Annotated in this window: 15 protein-coding genes; 11 read left to right on the top strand and 4 right to left on the bottom strand. The window is 72.9% G+C overall.

Annotated elements, in window-relative coordinates; translation table 11 throughout:
- Window positions 1-179 precede the first annotated feature (179 nt).
- Both era and der read left to right on the top strand, forming a co-directional pair.
- On the top strand, window positions 180-1,112 hold the full coding sequence (era, locus tag WMF17_RS30540) for a GTPase Era (protein ID WP_437596703.1): 933 nt from the start codon (window positions 180-182) through the stop codon (window positions 1,110-1,112).
- Complete coding sequence (gene der, locus WMF17_RS30545; protein ID WP_437644454.1) at window positions 1,109-2,950, top strand: ribosome biogenesis GTPase Der; 1,842 nt, start codon at window positions 1,109-1,111, stop codon at window positions 2,948-2,950. The genes era and der overlap by 4 nt, the downstream gene beginning before the upstream one ends.
- Before the next feature lie 76 nt (window positions 2,951-3,026).
- Here der and WMF17_RS30550 read toward each other — a convergent pair whose 3' ends face one another.
- Together WMF17_RS30550 and WMF17_RS30555 are read right to left on the bottom strand one after the other, a co-directional pair.
- Entirely contained in the window at window positions 3,027-4,253 is a 1,227-nt protein-coding gene (locus WMF17_RS30550; protein ID WP_437644456.1) for an ArsA family ATPase, read from the bottom strand.
- A 102-nt stretch (window positions 4,254-4,355) separates the two neighbouring features.
- A complete protein-coding gene (locus tag WMF17_RS30555; RefSeq protein WP_437596706.1) occupies window positions 4,356-4,922 on the bottom strand; it encodes a hypothetical protein in 567 nt (188 codons plus the stop codon).
- Between the two features lie 47 nt (window positions 4,923-4,969).
- Between WMF17_RS30555 and WMF17_RS30560 the strand changes: the two genes are divergently transcribed.
- From WMF17_RS30560 to WMF17_RS30570, 3 genes are all read left to right on the top strand, one after another.
- Window positions 4,970-5,704: a tyrosine-protein phosphatase gene (locus WMF17_RS30560; RefSeq protein WP_437574469.1), complete on the top strand. Its 735-nt coding sequence runs from the start codon at window positions 4,970-4,972 to the stop codon at window positions 5,702-5,704.
- 72 nt (window positions 5,705-5,776) lie between these two features.
- The gene (locus WMF17_RS30565; RefSeq protein ID WP_437644458.1) at window positions 5,777-6,391 is read left to right on the top strand and encodes a TetR/AcrR family transcriptional regulator; all 615 of its coding nucleotides are present in this window, start codon (window positions 5,777-5,779) and stop codon (window positions 6,389-6,391) included.
- Window positions 6,392-6,476: 85 nt separating this feature from the next.
- Window positions 6,477-8,591 (top strand): ATP-binding domain-containing protein, encoded by a 2,115-nt coding sequence (locus WMF17_RS30570; protein WP_437644460.1) that lies wholly within the window; start codon window positions 6,477-6,479, stop codon window positions 8,589-8,591.
- Here WMF17_RS30570 and WMF17_RS30575 read toward each other — a convergent pair.
- Window positions 8,539-9,825 (bottom strand): serine/threonine-protein kinase, encoded by a 1,287-nt coding sequence (locus WMF17_RS30575; RefSeq protein ID WP_437644462.1) that lies wholly within the window; start codon window positions 9,823-9,825, stop codon window positions 8,539-8,541. The two genes, WMF17_RS30570 and WMF17_RS30575, sit on opposite strands and share 53 nt — an antisense overlap.
- Before the next feature lie 438 nt (window positions 9,826-10,263).
- Between WMF17_RS30575 and recA the strand changes: the two genes are divergently transcribed.
- The 4 genes from recA to WMF17_RS30595 all read left to right on the top strand — a co-directional run bounded on the left by recA (window position 10,264) and on the right by WMF17_RS30595 (window position 14,295).
- On the top strand, window positions 10,264-11,442 hold the full coding sequence (gene recA / locus WMF17_RS30580) for a recombinase RecA (RefSeq protein WP_437596711.1): 1,179 nt from the start codon (window positions 10,264-10,266) through the stop codon (window positions 11,440-11,442).
- A 19-nt stretch (window positions 11,443-11,461) separates the two neighbouring features.
- Complete coding sequence (locus WMF17_RS30585) at window positions 11,462-11,959, top strand: SixA phosphatase family protein (RefSeq protein ID WP_437644464.1); 498 nt, start codon at window positions 11,462-11,464, stop codon at window positions 11,957-11,959.
- Between the two features lie 329 nt (window positions 11,960-12,288).
- Window positions 12,289-13,149, top strand: coding sequence for a hypothetical protein (locus WMF17_RS30590; RefSeq protein WP_437596713.1), 861 nt, complete (start codon window positions 12,289-12,291; stop codon window positions 13,147-13,149).
- Between the two features lie 174 nt (window positions 13,150-13,323).
- Window positions 13,324-14,295 carry an HDIG domain-containing metalloprotein gene (locus WMF17_RS30595; RefSeq protein ID WP_437596714.1) on the top strand — a complete coding sequence of 324 codons (972 nt, stop codon included), beginning with the start codon at window positions 13,324-13,326 and terminating at the stop codon, window positions 14,293-14,295.
- Window positions 14,296-14,316: 21 nt separating this feature from the next.
- Here WMF17_RS30595 and WMF17_RS30600 read toward each other — a convergent pair whose 3' ends face one another.
- The gene (locus WMF17_RS30600) at window positions 14,317-15,051 is read right to left on the bottom strand and encodes a hypothetical protein (protein WP_437596715.1); all 735 of its coding nucleotides are present in this window, start codon (window positions 15,049-15,051) and stop codon (window positions 14,317-14,319) included.
- Between the two features lie 132 nt (window positions 15,052-15,183).
- Between WMF17_RS30600 and WMF17_RS30605 the strand changes: the two genes are divergently transcribed.
- Together WMF17_RS30605 and WMF17_RS30610 are read left to right on the top strand one after the other, a co-directional pair.
- Window positions 15,184-16,623: a hypothetical protein gene (locus WMF17_RS30605; protein ID WP_437644466.1), complete on the top strand. Its 1,440-nt coding sequence runs from the start codon at window positions 15,184-15,186 to the stop codon at window positions 16,621-16,623.
- Window positions 16,624-16,728: 105 nt separating this feature from the next.
- Window positions 16,729-17,937 (top strand): serine/threonine protein kinase, encoded by a 1,209-nt coding sequence (locus tag WMF17_RS30610; protein WP_437644468.1) that lies wholly within the window; start codon window positions 16,729-16,731, stop codon window positions 17,935-17,937.
- Window positions 17,938-18,003: the final 66 nt, after the last annotated feature.

Consider the following 18,003-nt stretch of genomic DNA (forward strand, 5'->3'; position numbering starts at 1 on the left):
CCGGTGCAGCCCGCGGCCTGGCAGGACGTGAGCCCCGCCCCGCTGGCGACGCGAAGAGGCGACCGCTCCCCGAACGGGCGGCGGGCGCGCGAGGCGGCGGGCAGCAACAGCGAAGGAAGAACGCCGAACCGAGGCGGACGGAGGAGCCGGACGCTTCTCTGCCGCGGCGCTCCGGGCGCGTGGCCCTGGTAGGGCGGCCCAACGTGGGCAAGTCGACGCTGCTCAACGCGGCGCTCGGCCACCCGCTCGCGATCGTCTCGCCGATGCCGCAGACGACGCGCGACGCGATCCTCGGGGTCGTGCACCACGGCCAGGCGGAGATCGCGCTGCTCGACACGCCCGGGCTGCACCGGCCGCGCACCGAGCTCGGGCGCGTGATGAACCAGGCGGCGCGCGAAGCGGCGCGGAGCGCCGACGTCATCGTCTTCGTGACGGAAGCGCCGGATCCTGCGCGCCTTCCGCGGCGCGCGAAGGAAGGCGAGGACGGCCCGCCGCTCGTGCCGCATCCGGGCGATCTCACGCTGCTCGCAGACCTGGGGAGCGAGGCGCCGGTGGTGTTCGTGCTCAACAAGGTCGACCGGATGCGGGACAAGGCCCGGCTGCTGCCGCTCCTCGACGCGTTCGGCAGGCTGCGGGATTTCGCGGCGATCGTCCCCATCTCGGCGCTGCGCGAGAACGGCGTTCAGCGCGTGCTGGACGAGGTGGCGAAGCTCTGTCCCGAGCGGGACTGGGGCTTCGCGCCCGATGAGCTCACCGACAAGCCGACGCGCTTCTTCGCCGCCGAGTACGTGCGCGAGCAGATCCTCCGGGCGACGAAGGCCGAGGTGCCGCACGCCAGCGCCGTGCAGATCGAGCGCTACGTCGAGCCGGCGGGCGACGGCGTGCTGCACATCGACGCGACGATCCACGTGGAGCGGCCCGGGCAGAAGAAGATCTTGATCGGCGCCGGCGCGGAGCAGCTGAAGCGGATCGGCACGGAGGCTCGGCTCCGGATCGAGGAGCTCGTCGGGCGGCAGGTGAACCTCAAGCTCTGGGTGCGGGTGACACCGGAGTGGCGGGAGTCGCTCCAGCGGCTGGAAGAGCTCGGTTACAACAAGGGAGAGACCACGTGAGCGCGGCAAAATCAGCTCTTTCGAGGACGACCAGGCGCGGTCAGGGTGCCGCCGGAGGGGGTCGGGCGACGAAGAAGGGCGCCGCCCCCGAGAAGAGGCGCGGCGCCGCTCCCACGAAGGGCGCCGCCCCCGAGAAGAGGCGCGGCGCCGCTCCCACGAAGGGCGCCGCCCCCGAGAAGAGGCGCGGCGCCGCTCCCACGAAGGGCGCCGCCCCCGAGAAGAGGCGCGGCGCCGCTCCCACGAAGGGCGCCGCCGTCTCCAGCAAGAGCGCCGTCGCTGTCGCTCCCAGAAAGAACGCGGCAGCGTCCGGCAAGGGTGCTGCAGCGTCCAGCAAGGACGCCGCCGGTTCGAAGAAGGGCAGAGGATCGGGCCCGAGCAAGGGGCGTGCTCCCTCCGAGCAACGCAGCCACGATCCGACCGAGCACAGGGAGGAGCCCGCGGCGGAGCTCGCCGATGAGGCCCTCGCGGCGGCCGAGGACGCCGCGGCCGATGCGCCTGCGCCGCTCCCCTCGGCCGGAATCGTGGCGCTGGTCGGGCGGCCCAACACCGGCAAGAGCACGCTGTTCAACCGGCTGGTCGGCAGGCGCGTCGCGATCGTGCACGACGAGCCCGGCGTGACCCGCGATCGCCACTACGGCGACGTCATCTCGCGGGGACGGCGCTTCACGCTCGTCGACACGGGCGGGTTCGACCCCGAGAGCGGCGATCCCATGCGGCAGGGGATCAAGCGGCAGATCGACCTCGCCATCGCCGAGGCCGACGTGATCGTGTGCGTGCTCGACGCCGTGACGCCGGTCACGCCGTCCGAGCACGCCGAGCTCGGCCTCCTGCGCCGCGCGGGCAAGCCCGTGATCTACGTCGCGAACAAGGCGGACTCGACGCGCGCCGAAGCAGAGGCGGCGGAGCTGTACCGCCTCGGGATGGAGCGGCTCATCCTGATCAGCGCCCTCCACGGCCGCGGCATCTCGGATCTGGAGATGGCCATCGAGGCCGCGCTGCCCCGGGAGCCCACGGCGCCCGAGGAGTCGGCCGAGGGGGCGCTCCGCATCGCCATCGTCGGGCGGCCGAACGCAGGGAAATCGTCGCTCGTCAACCGCATCGCGGGCGAGGAGCGCATGCTGGTCGACGCGCAGCCGGGCACGACGCGCGATCCGATCGACACCCTGGCCGAGCGCGGCGGGAAGCGGTTCTTGCTCATCGACACGGCCGGCATCCGGCGCAAGGCGAAGGTGACGAAGGAGGACAGCGCCGTCGAGGCGGTCAGCGTGATGCACGCGATCCGCGCCATGGAGCGGGCAGAGGTCGTGCTCCTGCTCTGCGACGCGGCCGAGGGCGTGGCCGAGCAGGACGCGAAGATCCTCGGCCTCGCGGTCGACCGGGGGTGCGGCATCGTGATCGGCCTCAACAAGATCGATCTCCTCGATCGGAAGGCCCTCGCGAAGGCGGAGCAGGACGCCCGCGACAAGCTCGCGTTCGTGTCGTGGGCGCCGATCGCGCACGTGAGCGCGCGCAGCGGGCGCGGCGCGACGAAGCTCCTCGAGACCGTGGCCCAGGTGGCCGACGCCTACCGGAAGCGCGTGCCCACCGGGGAGCTCAACCGCTTCTTCGAGCAGATCCTCCTCACGCACCCGCCGCCCACGCACGGCGGCCGCGCGCCCCGCCTGTTCTTCGTCACGCAGGCCGAGACGTCGCCGCCGCTGTTCGTCGTGGTCGCGAGCGACCCCGAGAAGCTCCACTTCAGCTACCGGCGCTACGTGGCGAACCAGCTGCGGCAGGCGTTCGGGCTGGAGGGCGTGCCGGTCCGGGTGAAGTACAAGGAGCGCCGGCGCCGCGAATAGCCGGCGCCGCGTGCGCGCGTGCGGCCACGCCCGCACGCGCGCACGCAGCGCCGCACGTCGACAGGAGGGGCGGGCGCTACCCCGCCGCCCCGGGCAGCGGCGCCAGCACGTCGGCGATCCTCGCGAGGCCGGCCACATCGTAGATGTCGTAGGGGAAGGCCGGGACGTCGACGCGGACGCTGCCGCCGGTCTGCTCGTCTTCCAGCGCCGCATCGAGGGCGATGAGGTTCAGGTGATCGAGCTTGCCCATGCGGCTCTCGTCCTCGGTGGCCTGGAGCAGGCGCGCCGCGGCGCCGGGGCCGAGCGCGAGGCCGCTCCCGTCGAGCGCGGCGGCGATCTCGGCAGCGCCGGGGAGCGCGCCGTACACCGGGTGGACGCGGTTCACGACGAACGCGTCGCGCCGCATCTCCTGCTCCCGCAGGCGATCGGCGAAGTACAGCACCTCGCGCACGCAGAGCGGATCGGGCGTCGTGACGAGCACGTAGGCCACGTCGGGGCCGCGCAGCGCCGAGGCCACCGCGTCCGCCCGCCGCTTCCAGCCGCCGAAGACCGCGTTCATCTCGTGGATGAACGCCGCGATCTGCTCGAGGAGGCCGCTGCCTGTCAGCTTGCCGATGCCCCGCAGCACCGCGGCGGTCGAGCGCGCCAGCAGGTTGAGCGACAGCTTGCCGGAGCTCTGGAAGGCCTGCACGAACCAGCGCGTCGCCGCGCTGTCGATGGCGCCCACGAGCCGCTCCGGCGCGTCGAGGAAATCCAGCGCGTTCGCCGTGGGCGGCGTGTCGAGCAGGACGAGGTCGTAGCTCGGGTCGCTCCTCACGGCGTAGAGCTTCTCCATCGCCATGTACTCCTGCGTGCCCGCGAGCGACGTGGAGATGTACTTGTAGAGGACGTTGTCCAGGATCCGGTCGCGCTGCTCGGGCGACGGGGCGAGCGAGGCGACGAGGCTGTCGAACGTCGACTTTGTGTCGAGCATCATCACCGTCATCGAGCCGGGCACGTCGACCCCCGCCCTTTCGAACCGGGCGGGCTCGATCGTCTGCGCCTCCGTCTTCATCTCCTCGATCCCGAGGCTCTGGGAGAGGCGGCGCGCCGGGTCGATCGTCAGGCAGAGGACGCGCTTGCCGCGGCGGGCCGCGGCGAGGCCGAGCGCCGCGGTGGTGGTCGTCTTGCCGACGCCGCCGCAGCCGACGCAGAGGATCACCCTGCGCGAGGCGAGCAGCGGGGCGAGGCCGGCGTCGTCCGCCGGGAGGGGTGCGTGAACGGCGGGCGGGGGGTTCCGAGGGGGTGCGAGCGGGCCGGGCATGACGCGCGACCTGAGGTCGCGGCCCCTTGTAGCACGAACCGGGGAAACGCGAGCGCTCGGCCTGCTGCGGGGCGAGCGCTCGGCCCGCGGCCGGGCGAGCTCTCAGGCTGCGGTGCGCAGGATGCGCAGGCACCCGGCGGCGGCCCGCGCGATGGATGCGCCGCGCTCCGCCGTGCCGCCGCGGCCGCAGAGCAGCACCTCGCTGCCCGCCACGGAGAGGCTCTGGACCTCGACCTCCGCGGTGAGCGCGGCGATGCGCGAGCCGAGCGCCGCGCTCTGGACGGCGTCCGGGTTGACGAGGAGCGGGGCATAGGCGGCGAGCTCCTCGCACGCAGGCCACGCGCCCGCCCCCGCGACGAGGCAGCCGCTGTCGTCCACGAGGACCACGACGTCCAGGTTCGCCTCGGAGCGCGTCGTCGAGAGCTGATAATGCAGCGCGGTGATCGGGTCCTCGCTGCGACGGCGCCGCCGTTCGGAGGCGGGGACCGCCTCCTCCGAGGCGTTCGCGCCCCCCTCGGCCGAGAGCGCGCCTGGGTCGACCGGCCGCTGGGCGCGGCCTCCCTGCTGGTCGCCGCGCTGGCCCCCTGCGCAGCCCTCCGACCCGGGCTGAGGCACAAGCTGCTGGTTCGATAACGAGAGCGACACGAACACCTCCTCGCCGCGAAGCATCGTCGTAGCGCACGAAGGAGGCCAACTTTGCTAAGTTCGAGGCCACGATGCGCGGCTTCATCGATCTCCACTGCCACTGGGTCGCGGGCATCGACGACGGCGTCCGCACCGTCGAGGAGAGCTTCGCCCTCCTCACCGCCCTCCGCGGCGCCGGGTTCGACACCGTGGTGGCCACGCCGCACATGCGCCCCGGGATGTTCGACAACACCCAGCAGAGCCTCCGGGCCGCCTACGACGCGACCTGCGCCGCGCTGCGCTGCGCCGACGGCGCGCGCGACCTGCCCGCGCTCGACCTCTCGTCGGAGCACTTCTTCGATGACGTCGTCTTCCAGCGCCTCCTCGACGGCAGCGCCCTCCCCTACCCCGGCGGCCGCGCGGCGCTCGTCGAGTTCCCGACCCGGAGCTTCCCCGTCCGCATCGCCGAGCGGCTCTTCGACCTCAGCCGCCGCAAGCTCCGCCCCGTCATCGCCCACCCGGAGCGCTACGAGCCCGTCCTCGACGACTGCTCCTCGCTGGATCCGCTGATCGACGCCGGCGCGGTCCTCCTCCTCGACGTCGCGGCCCTCACCGGCAAGTACGGGCGCGCCCCCCGCCGGGCCGCAGAGCAGCTGATCGAGGCAGGCTACTACTACGCCGCGTGCAGCGACGCCCACGCCGCCAGCGACGTCGCCGCCGTGCGCGGCGGCATCGACGCCCTCTTCGCCAGGGTCGGCGAGGAGGAAGCGACCTTCATGCTCATCGACGGCCCGCGCGCGATCCTCGAAGGAAAAATCGAGCCCTGAGCCCACGAGGGCCCGCTCCCTTGACGGCACCGCGCGCCCCGCTATAAGTGAACCAACCGTTCATTATTTGCCATGGCACAGGTACTCAAGGACGACGTCCAGGAGAGCATCGCCGCTGCCGCGCTGACGATCTTCGCACGGAAGGGGTACGAGAGCGCGACCATGGCCGAGATCGCCCGCGCGGCCGGCGTCTCCACGGGCAACATCTACCGGTACTACGCGAACAAGGACGCGCTCTTCTACGCGGTCGTGGACGACGGCTTCGCCCGCGCCCTCACGCGCCTGCTCCGCCGCCGGATGAAGGCGCTCGACGGCGTGGAGGACCTCCGGACGCTCGCGCCGACGGCCCCGTACCACCGGGTCGCCGAGGAGCTCCTCGGCTTCTGCATCGAGAACAGGCTGCGCGTCGTGATCGTCCTCGGACGGGCCGCCGGCTCCAGGTACGAGCGGTTCTCGGAGGAGACCGTGGAGCGCCTCGTCGCGCTCTCGATCGAGCACTTCCGCTCCGTGAACCCGTGCCTGTCGGTGACCGAGGCGATGCGGTTCAACCTGGACCAGATCTACCAGAGCCTCGTCAGGACGATGGTCGGCGCCCTCGCGCGCTTCGAGGACGAGGCCGCCATCCGCGAGGCGATCCACGGCTACTCGAAGTACCACCTCGCCGGGCTCAGGTGCTTCTTCGCATGAGATTTTTTCGTCTCAAAAGTGAATGCATCGTTCATCAATGCGAGCTCAGCCCCTCGCGGCGGCGAGGGGCGCACGGAGGCCCACCATGCTGGAAAGCAGGCTTGATCTGCCGGTCGAAGCGCGCGCCGTCATCGAGGAAGAGGAGGCGCTCCTCGAGCGCGTGCGCGCGGCCCTGGAGCGGGCGCGGGAGCGCGCGGCGCGCCCGGCCGCGCCGCGCGAGCTCAGGTCCGTCGCCGCGCTCCGGGAGCTCCGCGACGAGGCGGCCGCTGCCTCGGCCGACGATCTGCCGGCCGTGCTGCTCGAGATGAGCGTGCGCCAGCGCCTCATCGCGCTGGAGACCGGGGAGGCGCTGCCCGACCCGCTCTGCCCTTACCTCGCCCACCTCCGGGTCGACGAGGGCAAGGGGGCGAAGGATTACCTGCTCGGCCACACGACGTTCCTGGATCCGTCGGCCGACGTGCGGATCCTCGACTGGCGCGTCGCGCCGGTGGCGCAGATCTTCTACCGGTACCGCGAGGGCGACGAGTACGAGGAGGCCTTCCCGGGCCGCGTGGCCGAGGGCGTGGTGAAGGCGCGCCGCATCGTCGTCGTGGAGCGCGGCGTCCTCACCCGGATCGTGGGCGACGGCCTGGTCCTGACGCAGGGCGGCGACGGGCGGTGGACCCTGGCGGACCGCGCCGCGCTCGCCATGCAGCCGGGAGGCGCCGGGACCGCCGCGCGCCCCGGCAGCCTGGGTGTCGGCGCCGGCGCCCAGGAGCGCGCGCGGGCCGCCGAGGTCACCGCCCTGCTCGACGCCGACCAGTACGCCGCGGTGTGCGCGCCGCCGGAGCAGCCGCTGCTCGTGCTCGGCAGCGCCGGGAGCGGCAAGACGACCGTGGCGCTGCACCGCCTCGCCAGGATCGCCGCGCTCGATCCTGCGCGGTACCCGCTCGCGGCCATGAGCGTCGTCGTCCCCGAAGAGGGGCTCGCGCGGCTGTCGCGCCGCCTGCTCGCCCCGCTCGGCGCGGGCGAGGCCCAGGTGAAGACGCTCGACGCCTGGTCGTCCGCGACCGCGCGCGACGTCTTCGGCCAGCCGATCGCGCTCTGCGCCGACCCCCCGGCGCTCGTCTCGAGCCTCAAGCGCCACCCGGCGCTCTACCGCGCGCTTCGCGACCGCTTCGCGAAGCTCGCGCGGGCGAGCACGACGCTCCCGCGGCTGCGCCGCCGCCTCGCCGACGTCTTCACGGACCGAGGGTTCCTCGAGGGCGTCGTCGCCGCCTCGGGCGGGGACATCCCGCGGAGCGCCGTCGAGGAGACCGTCCGGCACACCCTGCTGCAGATCGCCGAGCCGCTCGACCGGCAGCTCGCCTCGATCACCGTGGCCTCGATGAAGCAGGCGCTCGACGGCCGCGCCATCGCCGAGGGGACCCCGGACGAGCTCGCGGGGACGCTCGACGTCGATGATCTGCCGATCTTGCTGTTCCTGCGCGCCTCGCGCGCCGGCCTCGACGGGGCGGGGTGGTCGCACCTCGTGCTCGACGAGGCCGAGGACGTCTCGCTGTTCGAGCTGTTCGTCCTGGGGAAGCTCCTTGGCGAGGCGCGCAGCGTCACGCTCGCCGGCGACGAGGCGCAGCAGACGGCGTCGAGCTTCGCCGGGTGGGACGGGGCGCGCTCGGCGCTCGGCGTCGGCGACGCGGCGGCCTGCCGCCTCGCGGTGTCGTACCGGTGCCCGCGGCCGGTGACGGAGCTCGCGCGGCGGCTCCTCGGCGAGCTCGCGCCCGAGGCGCCCGCGCGCGCGGCGCGGGACGGCGCGCCGATCGGGTTCTTCCGCTTCCCGAGCGAGGCGCAGGCGCACCTGTTCCTCGCCGGCGCGCTCCGCGACCTCGCGGACCGCGAGCCCCGCGCCTCCGTGGCCGTCATCGCGCGGGACGAGGCCGCCGCGCGGCAGTTCCACGCGCTCGTCGCGGAGCTGCCGGAGGCGCGGCTCGTTCTGGAGGGGGAGTTCTCGTTCGAGCCGGGCATCGACGTCACCGACGTGGACAGCGCGAAGGGGCTCGAGTTCGACTACGTCGTCGTGCCCGACGCGACCGCGGCGGCGTACCCGATGACCGACGAGGCCCGCCGGCGGCTCCACGTCGCGGTGACGCGGACGTCGCACCAGCTCTGGCTCATCTCCGGTGCGGCGTGGTCGCCGCTCCTCGACGACGTGGGGGCGAGCTGACGTTGCTCGCGGCGCTCTCCGCGCGCGGCCCGGCCGGGGCGGTGAACGCGGCCGGCGGGAGCGGGCTGTCCTTCACCGCCGTGCTCCCGGCGAGCGCGACCCCGAGGACGGCTGCCCCGAACGCCCACGCCGTCTGCGCCCATCGCCGCGGGGAGCCCGGAGGCTCGGTCTCGTCGACCGAGCCGCCCCCCGGATCGAGCGACTCGAGCGCGGCGCGCAGCTGCTGCGTGCGGAGGTGGGACGTGTCCCCGAGGACCTGCCCGATCCAGCTCGCGACCAGCACGTCGTTGCCCGGGTGCGAGGCGCCCGGGACCGCCTCCTCGAGCGCGCGCATGAGCTGCGCGGCGGTCGCCGTGCGCGCGGTGGGCGACTTGGCGAGCGCCTCGGAGACGAGGCGATCGAGCGCGGACGGGATCGGCTCGGGCGGCGGCGCGGAGCTCAGCCGCTCCGCGAGCCCGCGCCGGGACGGGACGGCGCGCGACGACAGCGGCGCGGCGGGCCGCTCGCTCGCGATGTGGGTCATCGTGCTCTCGCTGTCGTCGGCCTGGAACGGGTGCGCGCCCGACAGGAGCTCGTAGAGCAGCACCCCCACCCCGAAGAGATCGGCCCGCCGGTCGCACGGTTGCCCGCGGATGTGCTCCGGCGCCATGTACGGCGCGCTGCTCCTGAACAGGAACGCGCCCCCCTCGCCGCCCGCCGCCGCGGCGAAGGCGCGCCTGCCGTCGCCCCGCAACGACGGAGGCCGGCGCTCCGACAGCCGCTCCTCCTCGAACTTCGCGATGCCGAAATCGACCAGGCGGACGAGCCCCTCGGACGTGATGAGGACGTTGTCCGGCGAGACATCGTAGTGGAGGAGCTCCCGGGGGTTGCCGACCTCGTCCCGCAGCTCGTGCGCGGCGTCGAGCGCCGCGCAGATCTGGTAGGCCAGCCTGGCCGCGGCGAGCACGGGCGCCGGGCGCCCGCGCGCGGCGCGCAGCACCGACGAGAGGGGCTCCCCGCTCACCCACTCCATGACATAGAAGAGGGTGCCGCCCTCCTCGCCGAGATCCACGACGGGCACAACGTTCGGGTGCCGGATGCGCGCCGCGAGCGCGGCTTCCTCCAGGAACATCCGCACGGCGTCGGGGTCGGGCGAGAGCTCGGGACGAAGCACCTTGATGGCAAAGAGCTTCTGAAACCCGTGCTCCCGCCTGAGCCGCCCCGCCCAGATCTCTCCCACGTCGCCTGCGGCCACCCGCAGGACGAGCTCGTACCGGCCCAGGGAAAACCCCGGGAAAAAGCGGCCCCCACCCCCCACTTGGAAGGTGTGGCCCACAGAGGAAGAGTCCGCCAGCGTTCCCCGTGTGCGACGATCACGATTGTTGCCTGGATTGTGAGACTCCACATCAGCCGGGAAACAGCGCTTCCGACCACGACAGGATCGCCCTGTTCGGAGGCGGCCAGTCCGGGGGTCGCGCCCGGGCCGCGCCCGACGCGCCGCCGAGCGCGCCCGCCGCCAGTCCGGCCGGGTCGCTGCGCGGACGTTTTCGGTCCTATCCTGGGTGCGGGAGTCTTGCTTCCTGAACAACCGGACAGTAAAGCTGCCGGAAACTGTTGGCCCGCGCGTCGGGGGTTCGCCGGCGCGATCCCCTTCGGTCACCCCCTCCCTTTCGCCCCCCTCCCCGAGGTACGCATGAGTGACGAGAAGAACACCAAGCAGAAGTCTGCCGCCCTCGAGCTCGCGATCGCCAGCGTCGAGAAGGAGTACGGCAAAGGGGCGATCATGCGCCTCAAGGACGGGCAGAGCCTGCACGAAGAGGTCGCGGCCGTGCCGACCGGCTCGCTCGGCCTGGACATCGCCCTCGGCATCGGCGGCTACCCGCGCGGCCGCATCGTCGAGGTCTACGGGCCGGAGTCGAGCGGCAAGACGACCCTCACCCTCCACGCCATCGCGGCCGTCCAGAGGGCGGGCGGGACGGCGGCGTTCATCGACGCCGAGCACGCCCTCGACGTGAACTACGCCAAGCGGCTCGGCGTGAAGACCGAGGAGCTGCTCATCTCCCAGCCCGACTACGGCGAGCAGGCGCTCGAGATCGCCGACATGCTGGTCCGCTCGAACGCCGTCGACATCATCGTCGTCGACTCCGTCGCGGCGCTCGTCCCCAAGGCGGAGATCGAGGGCGACATGGGCGACAGCCACGTCGGCCTCCAGGCCCGGCTGATGAGCCAGGCGCTCCGCAAGCTGACCGGGACGACCTCGCGCTCGCAGTGTCTGCTGATGTTCATCAACCAGATCCGCATGAAGATCGGCGTCATGTTCGGCAGCCCCGAGACGACGAGCGGCGGCAACGCCCTCAAGTTCTACGCCTCCGTCCGGCTCGACATCCGCCGCATCGGCGCCATCAAGGAGGCCGCCGCGGGCGGCAAGGAGCCGGCGGTCGTGGGCAATCGGACCCGCGTCAAGGTCGTGAAGAACAAGATGGCTCCCCCGTTCCGCGAGGTGGAGTTCGACATCCTCTACGGCCACGGCATCAGCCACAGCGGCGACGTCATCGACCTCGCGACCGAGGCGAGCATCATCGAGAAGAGCGGCTCCTGGTTCTCGTTCCAGGGCGAGCGCATCGGCCAGGGCCGGGAGAACGCCCGCACCTACCTCGAGCAGCACCCGGCGGTGCTCGAGAAGATCGAGTCGATGGTCCTCTCGAAGCACGGGATCTCCCGCACCGGCGCGGGCGCCGCGACGAACGGCGCCGCAGCCGCCGGCGCGAAGGGCGGCGCGGCCGCGGCCGAGCCCCCCGCGCAGGCGAAGGGTCGCGGCGAGGCAGCCCCGTCCGGCACGGACGCCCGACGCCCCCCGGGCAAGACGAACTGACGCCGATCGCCCCATCGCCATGCACCTCTACGTAATGCGGCACGGCCCGGCGGAGGACCGCTCGGCGAGCGGACGCGACGCGGACCGGAGGCTCACCCCCGAAGGCCGCGCGCGCGTGGAGCGGGTCGCGATCGAGCTCCATCGCATCCGGGGCGGCGCCCCGCTGTCGCGGGTGCTCGCGAGCCCCCTCGCGCGCGCCCGCGAGACCGCCGAGATCGCGGTGCCCCTCTGCGGTGCGCCGGAGGTCGAGGTCCGGGACGAGCTCTCGATCGACGCAGACCTCCCGCTCGCGCTGGTCGCTGCGCTCGCCCGAGGCGGGGCCGACGCGCTCCTGGTCGGCCATCAGCCGAACGTGGAGCACCTCGTCAGGACGCTCATCGACTCGCCCGGCCGGGGCGCGACGGGCCTGCTCCTCGCCAGCTTCTGCACGGCCCTGGTCGTCGCCCTCGAGCCCGAGCCACGCACGCAGGACCGCTGGCGCGTGGCGCAGATCGTCGACCCCCGCGCGCTCGCCTAGCGAAGGAGCGCCGCGTGCGCGCCGTGGGCGCGCCCTGTCATGGAGAGGAAGCAGGAGCCAGACGGCACGCGTCCGAGGCGGAAGGCGGGTCGACCGGAGCCAGCTCGACCGGAGCGGTCCCGCGGCGGGCCGCGGCGATCCACGCAAATCCATGAAAGTGCTTCAGAAATCCGGGTAGCAGGCGGACGGCGGCGGCGACTCCCGCCAACCCCCTGCGGCGAGGTCGGCCCCCTGCTTACGTAATCATAAAGCCAAACGATTTCGATGATCTCGGCCGCTCGCTTGACAAGGATCCCACCCGAGAATACGCCCAAATAAGGAGGATTGAGATGGCGGGACAGATGGCCTTCCCCTTCGCTCAACCCCCTCCAGGCCGTCTGTCGCGCAGCGGTGGGAAGGGCGCAGCATCCTCTTCCCTGTGGCCGCGCGTCTCCCGGGCCGTCGTCCGGGTGCCGGACCCCCGGCACCATCCGCTCCACATCGGCCTGCCGTCGGGCCAGCCGCAGATCTACGTGCACGAGGGGGCGCGCCAGGCGCTCATCCGGCGCCTCGAGCTGGCCCAGAAGCGGCCGGTCCTCCTCTCGGTGACCGACAACTACCGGCAGATGATCTCCTCGTCGCTGCGGGAGGGCATCCTGCAGGCGCGCGTCCACCACATGTTCCTGGATGCGCCCGCGGTCGTCCAGGAGGCGCTCGTCCGGTACGTGGTGACCCAGGACCGGGCCGCGTCGCTCGTGGTCGGTCAGTACATCGACGAGAACGGCCACCGCATCCGGGCGAGCCGGCCGGTGAGCACGCCGCTCTCGACGCAGGGGCAGACGCACGATCTGCTGACCCTGTTCCAGAAGCTCAACCACGCGTACTTCGGCGGCGTGGTCGACGCGCTGATCACCTGGGGCAAGCGGACCAGGGCGCGGAAGCCGCGGCGCACCATCAAGCTCGGGAGCTACTCGGCGGTGGAGCGACTGATCCGCATCCACCCGGTGCTCGACCGGCCCTGGGTCCCCCGCTACTTCATCTCCTACGTCATCTACCACGAGATGATCCACCACGTGATGCCGGCGAGCCACGGCATCGGGCGCCGGATGCTCCACCCGCCCCAGTTCCTCGCCCGCGAGCGGCTCTTCCGCGACTACGAGCGCGCCCTCTCCTGGGAGAAGGACCACGTGGTCAGGCTCCTCCGCACCTGAGGCGCCGTCTCCGGCGGACGCTCGCCATCCGGCATCGCCGAGCGACGAACCTGCGCCGAGCGACGAACCATTGCGCGGAGTACCGGCTGGCTCTAAACCGGCGGACCCCGTGCGGGCCGCGCGAACCGGCGCGCCACGGGCGCTCCCGTAACCTCGAAAGTGTGGAAGGCCAGCGTGCAGGAGATTCTCACCCAGGAAGCGAGCCCGAAGCGGGCCATGGAGGCGCTCGAATGGGCCGTCCAGCGATCAGAGACGGCCGAGCCCGCGCAGCCCGAGGCGGCCACCGAGCCACGCTCCTCGGCCAGGGTGATCTCCGGGCGCCCCGCCGACTTCAAGGCGGCGGCGGCGATCTACCTGCCTGACGTCCGCAAGCTGCTCGATCGGATCATGATGAGCAAGGACGCCGAGGCCGGGCTCGACGCGCTGCTCGAGTCGGGCGCCCTCGCGGCGATGCTGCCCGAGGTCGAGGCGATGGTGGGGTTCGGCGACGGGGAGTGGCGCCACAAGGACGTGTGGAAGCACACGAAGCAGGTGGTGCGTCAGGCGGTCCCGAGGCTCGAGGTCCGCTGGGCGGCCCTGCTCCACGACATCGGCAAGACCAGGACGCGCTCGATCTCGCCGTCGGGCGAGGTCCATTTCTTCGGTCACGCCGAGGTCGGCGCGCGCATGTTCGACAAGATCGACCGGCGGCTGCCGCTCTTCGCGAAGGAGGAGGCGCTGAAGGGCAGCATCCGCTTCCTGATCCTGCACCACCTGCGGGCGAGCCAGTACGACCCGTCGTGGACCGACAGCGCGGTGCGCCGCTTCGCGAAGGAGATGGGCGACTGCCTGAACGACGTGCTCGACCTGTCGCGGGCGGACATCACGACGAAGCGGCCGGAGAAGAAGCGGAAGGGGCTGAAGCAGATCAGCGACCTGGCCGACCGGGTGCTGCATGTCCAGGCCGAGGACGCGGTGGTGCCGCCGCTGCCGAGCGGCATCGGCGACGCCATCATGCGGGCGTTCGGGCTACCGCCGTCGCGGCGGGTGGGCGAGGTCAAGCGGGCGCTCGAGCAGGCGGTCGAGGTGGGCGAGGTGCCGTCGCACCAGGAGGCGGACGTCTACATCGCGTTCCTGCGGGACAACGCGGAGCGCTTCGGGATCTGAGAGGCGGCGGGCGGCCGCCGCTCAGCGGAGCGGGGCGTCGCAGGTGATGCAGCGGGAGGGGATGCCGTCTTTGTGGTAGAGCTCGCCGCAGCGGCCGCAGAGGCGGGCGTCGGCCTCGAAGGAGATCAGCTTGTCGGTCGCCTTGCAGTGAAGCCCGGCGACCTGCGGCGGGTCCAGCGGGCGCACCTCGCCGGTCGCGTCGTCGGGCGGAGGCAACGCGCCCTCCTTGATGTCGACGACTCGCCCGGGGACGCGCTTCCTCGCCTCCGCCAGGACGCGGGAGGCCGCGGGGAGATGCGCGCGCAGCGGGATGGCGAGCACGGTGCCGCCGCCCTGAACCGTGAGCGAAGACTCCGTGAGCAACAGGCCCGTGACATCGTGCCAGCCGATCCGCTCGATCTCGCCAGGCCCGTTCTCGATCGCCACGCCGGCATCACCGACACGGATGGACTTCATCGACCACTGACCGAACAGACTCGCCGCCGCGCCGAGGAGCAGCGCGCCGACGAGCAGGTACGGAGCAGCCGGGTGCGAGCCCGCCTCCTCGCCCCGGAACCACTGGCCGTAAACCCCCGCCCCCGCCAGCAGCGCCGCGACGGACATGCCGAGCAAGGTGAGGCCGAGCTCCAGCGAGGCCTTCGGCTCGAAGCGCCGCTCGCTCCGCGGATCGGTCCGCTGCCGTAGAAGAACCTCGCCCCCCTGCCCCGTGGCCCCCGAGCCCTTGCGCCTGCGCTTCACCGGTCTGTCGCCTGCCATCGGCGGCTTCCTATCGGAGGAGACGCCCGGACGCAAAGGGGCTCGGCACGAACGACGGCGCTCCGCACGAGCAGCCAGCCCGATCCGAGCCCCGACCGCGCCGCAGGGACGGAGAGGTATGCTGGGGCAACCATGATCTCGATGCCCAACGCGGCGACCTATGTCCTGCCTGCGCTCAGCATCGGGCTCGCGGCGCTCGTGATCCTGGGACCAGGTGCGCAGCGCATGGCCACCGGCGTGCGGGTGTGGGGAGCGCCCGTCGCCGGAAGCGAGGCGCTGGCGCTCCGCATCGAAGGGGTGCGCCGGCTCTACGGCGCCGACGATCCAGCTGCGCTGCCGGAGCTCGAGGTGAGCGCGGCGTCCGCGGGGGCGCCGCTCGAGCGATGGATCGGCTCGACCGGGAAGGACGGCATCGGCGAGGCGCTGCTGCGCGCAAAGGGCGGGCTGAAGGCGCCGGTCGTGGTGCGGATCGCGCGGGGCGGCGAGACGCTCGTGGAGCAGGAGCTGCCGCTCTTGCCCCCGCTCCCCGCGGCGGAGACGAGCGCGCTGCCCGGCGCGGCGCACACGAGCGCGCTGCCCGGCGCGGCGGACGGGGAGCTCCGCCTCCGGGTCACGGCCGCGCGGGGCGCCCTGGCAGCGCCGTTCCCGGAGCCGGTGCGCGTCGCGGTCGAGACCGAGAACGGAGCGCCCGTGCCAGGGGCGCGCGTGGAGGCGAGCGCCGTCGGGGCGGATCTCGAGGGGCAGGGCAGCGGGCCGGTGCAGCTCGCGGCCGATGCGCGCGGCGCCGCGGAGCTCACGATCAAGCCGCTGGCGCACGCCGTCGAGCTCACGCTGCGTGCGACGCGCCCGGGGAGCGCGCCGCCGGGGCCGCCGGGGTCACGGGGGGCGAGCGGCACCTGGGAAGGGAGGCTGCCCGTGATCCCTGGCGCGATCTGGCTCGACCCGGCCGGGCTCGCGGCCGGGCGGCCGCAGCTCCGGCTCACCTCCCCGGCGCCGAAGCCGCGCGCCTACGTCTCGATCGGAGGCGCGCACGGCCGCCTGCTCGGGGCGGTCGTCCCGCTCGCGGCCGACGGCGCAGGCTTCTTCTCGGGGACGCTGGCGCTCCCAGACGGACCTTCGCCCGGCGCAGCGGGCTGGGCGGTCGTCGCGAGCGACCCCTACGAGCAGGGCGCGGGTACGGTGGCCTGGCCGCTCTCGCCAGCCGCAGGCCCGGCCCTGCCGCGGCGCGTGGCGCTGCTCGCGGACGGGGTGCCGGCGGCCGAGGCGCGCGAGCGGGGCCGCGCCTCGCAGGCGCGGCGCGCAGGCCTCCTGGTGCTCGGCGCCGCCGGGGTCGCGCAGATGATGCTGCTCGCGCTGCGATCCCGGACCGCGCGGCGGCGCCTGGAGGCACACCTCGCCGCCGCGTCGGGCGGCGAGGGCGAGGACGGAACCGACGGAGCGCCGCTGTCCAGGGAAGATCGCGGCCGGCTGCTCGCCACCGTGCGGGCGGAGCCGCTCGTGTCGGTGCTCGCGCTCGCCGCGCTCGTCGGGCTCTCCTTCGCGGCGGTCGCGGCGCTCGCCACGTTCCGATGACCTGCCAGGCGCGAGGCGGCGCCGCATGGATTTCATCCGCTGCGGGGCCCGAGCCGCTAGACTGGGCAGACAGACGGGACGGGGCGGGAGGACGACAGACAGGGCATGTCCGAGCAGCAGCGTTACCGGGTCATCAAGCGCCTCGCCTCCGGCGGCATGGCGGAGGTCTTCGTCGCCGAGAGCGCGGGGATCGAAGGGTTCAAGAAGCAGGTCGCGATCAAGCGCGTCTTGCCGCAGCTCAGCAAGAAGGAGCAGTTCATCGCGATGTTCCTCGACGAGGCGCGCCTCTCGGCGCACCTCTCGCACTCGAACGTCGTGTCCGTGTTCGACATCGGCGTCGGCGACGGCACCTACTTCATCGTCATGGAGTACGTGGACGGCGCCGACCTGAGGGCCCTCCTCGAGCACCAGAAGAAGGTCGGCCGGCCGATGGAGGTCGAGGTCGCCGCGTTCATGGCCGCGAAGATGTGCCAGGGCCTCGCCTACGCGCACGATCTCGCGACCGCGGACGGAAAGCCGCTCCAGATCGTGCACCGGGACATCACCCCGGCCAACGTGCTCATCACCCGCTACGGCGAGGTGAAGATCGTGGACTTCGGGCTCGCGAAGGCGTCGAGCCAGCTCGCCGAGAGCGACGCGGGCATCATCAAGGGGAAGTTCGGCTACCTGGCGCCCGAGACGGTGCTCGAGCAGGGCGTCGACCAGCGCGTCGACATCTTCGCGCTCGGGATCATCCTCTGGGAGATGCTCGCCGGGCGCCGGCTCTTCCTCGGCGACTCGGACTACATCACGGTGCGGCTGGTGCGCGACGCGGTGGTCCCGTCGCTCCAGCAGGTCAACAGCGAGGTGCCGCGCGAGCTGGAGCAGATCATCCGCCGCGCGCTCGCCCGCGATCCGGGGGCTCGCTACCGCAACGCGCGCGACCTCGGGCGCGACCTCACCCGCTTCCTCTACCGCTACGGCCGCCCGGTGAGCGAGGACGACGTCGCCGCGCTCGTGGAGCGCACGAAGGGCGGGCCGGCGCGGACGATCGACGGGACGCAGAAGATCGCCGAGCTCATCGACCTGATGCTCCTCGAGTTCAAGTCGCTCACGAAGGAGCCGACCGCGGTCGGCAGCGGCCTCAGCCTGCTGCCCACCCTGGACGGGGCCACGAGCCTGACGCACGGGCAGGCGCACCCGAGCTCCTCGCCCCCGCGCAGCGAGGCGCCGCTCGGAGGGCTCGCCGACGAGCTGGAAGGACCGGACTCGCTCCACCAGGACGAGTCGTCCTCGTCGGTGGCGGCCTGGTTCCGGGGGCTCATCCCGCGCTGATCCCGCGCGGGCAGCGACGTTGACACCCGCGCCGCACCGCTCCATCGTCCCACGAGCGGTCACCGG

The organism is Sorangium sp. So ce362, assembly GCF_051519845.1.
In the GTDB taxonomy this organism is placed as follows: domain Bacteria; phylum Myxococcota_A; class Polyangia; order Polyangiales; family Polyangiaceae; genus Sorangium.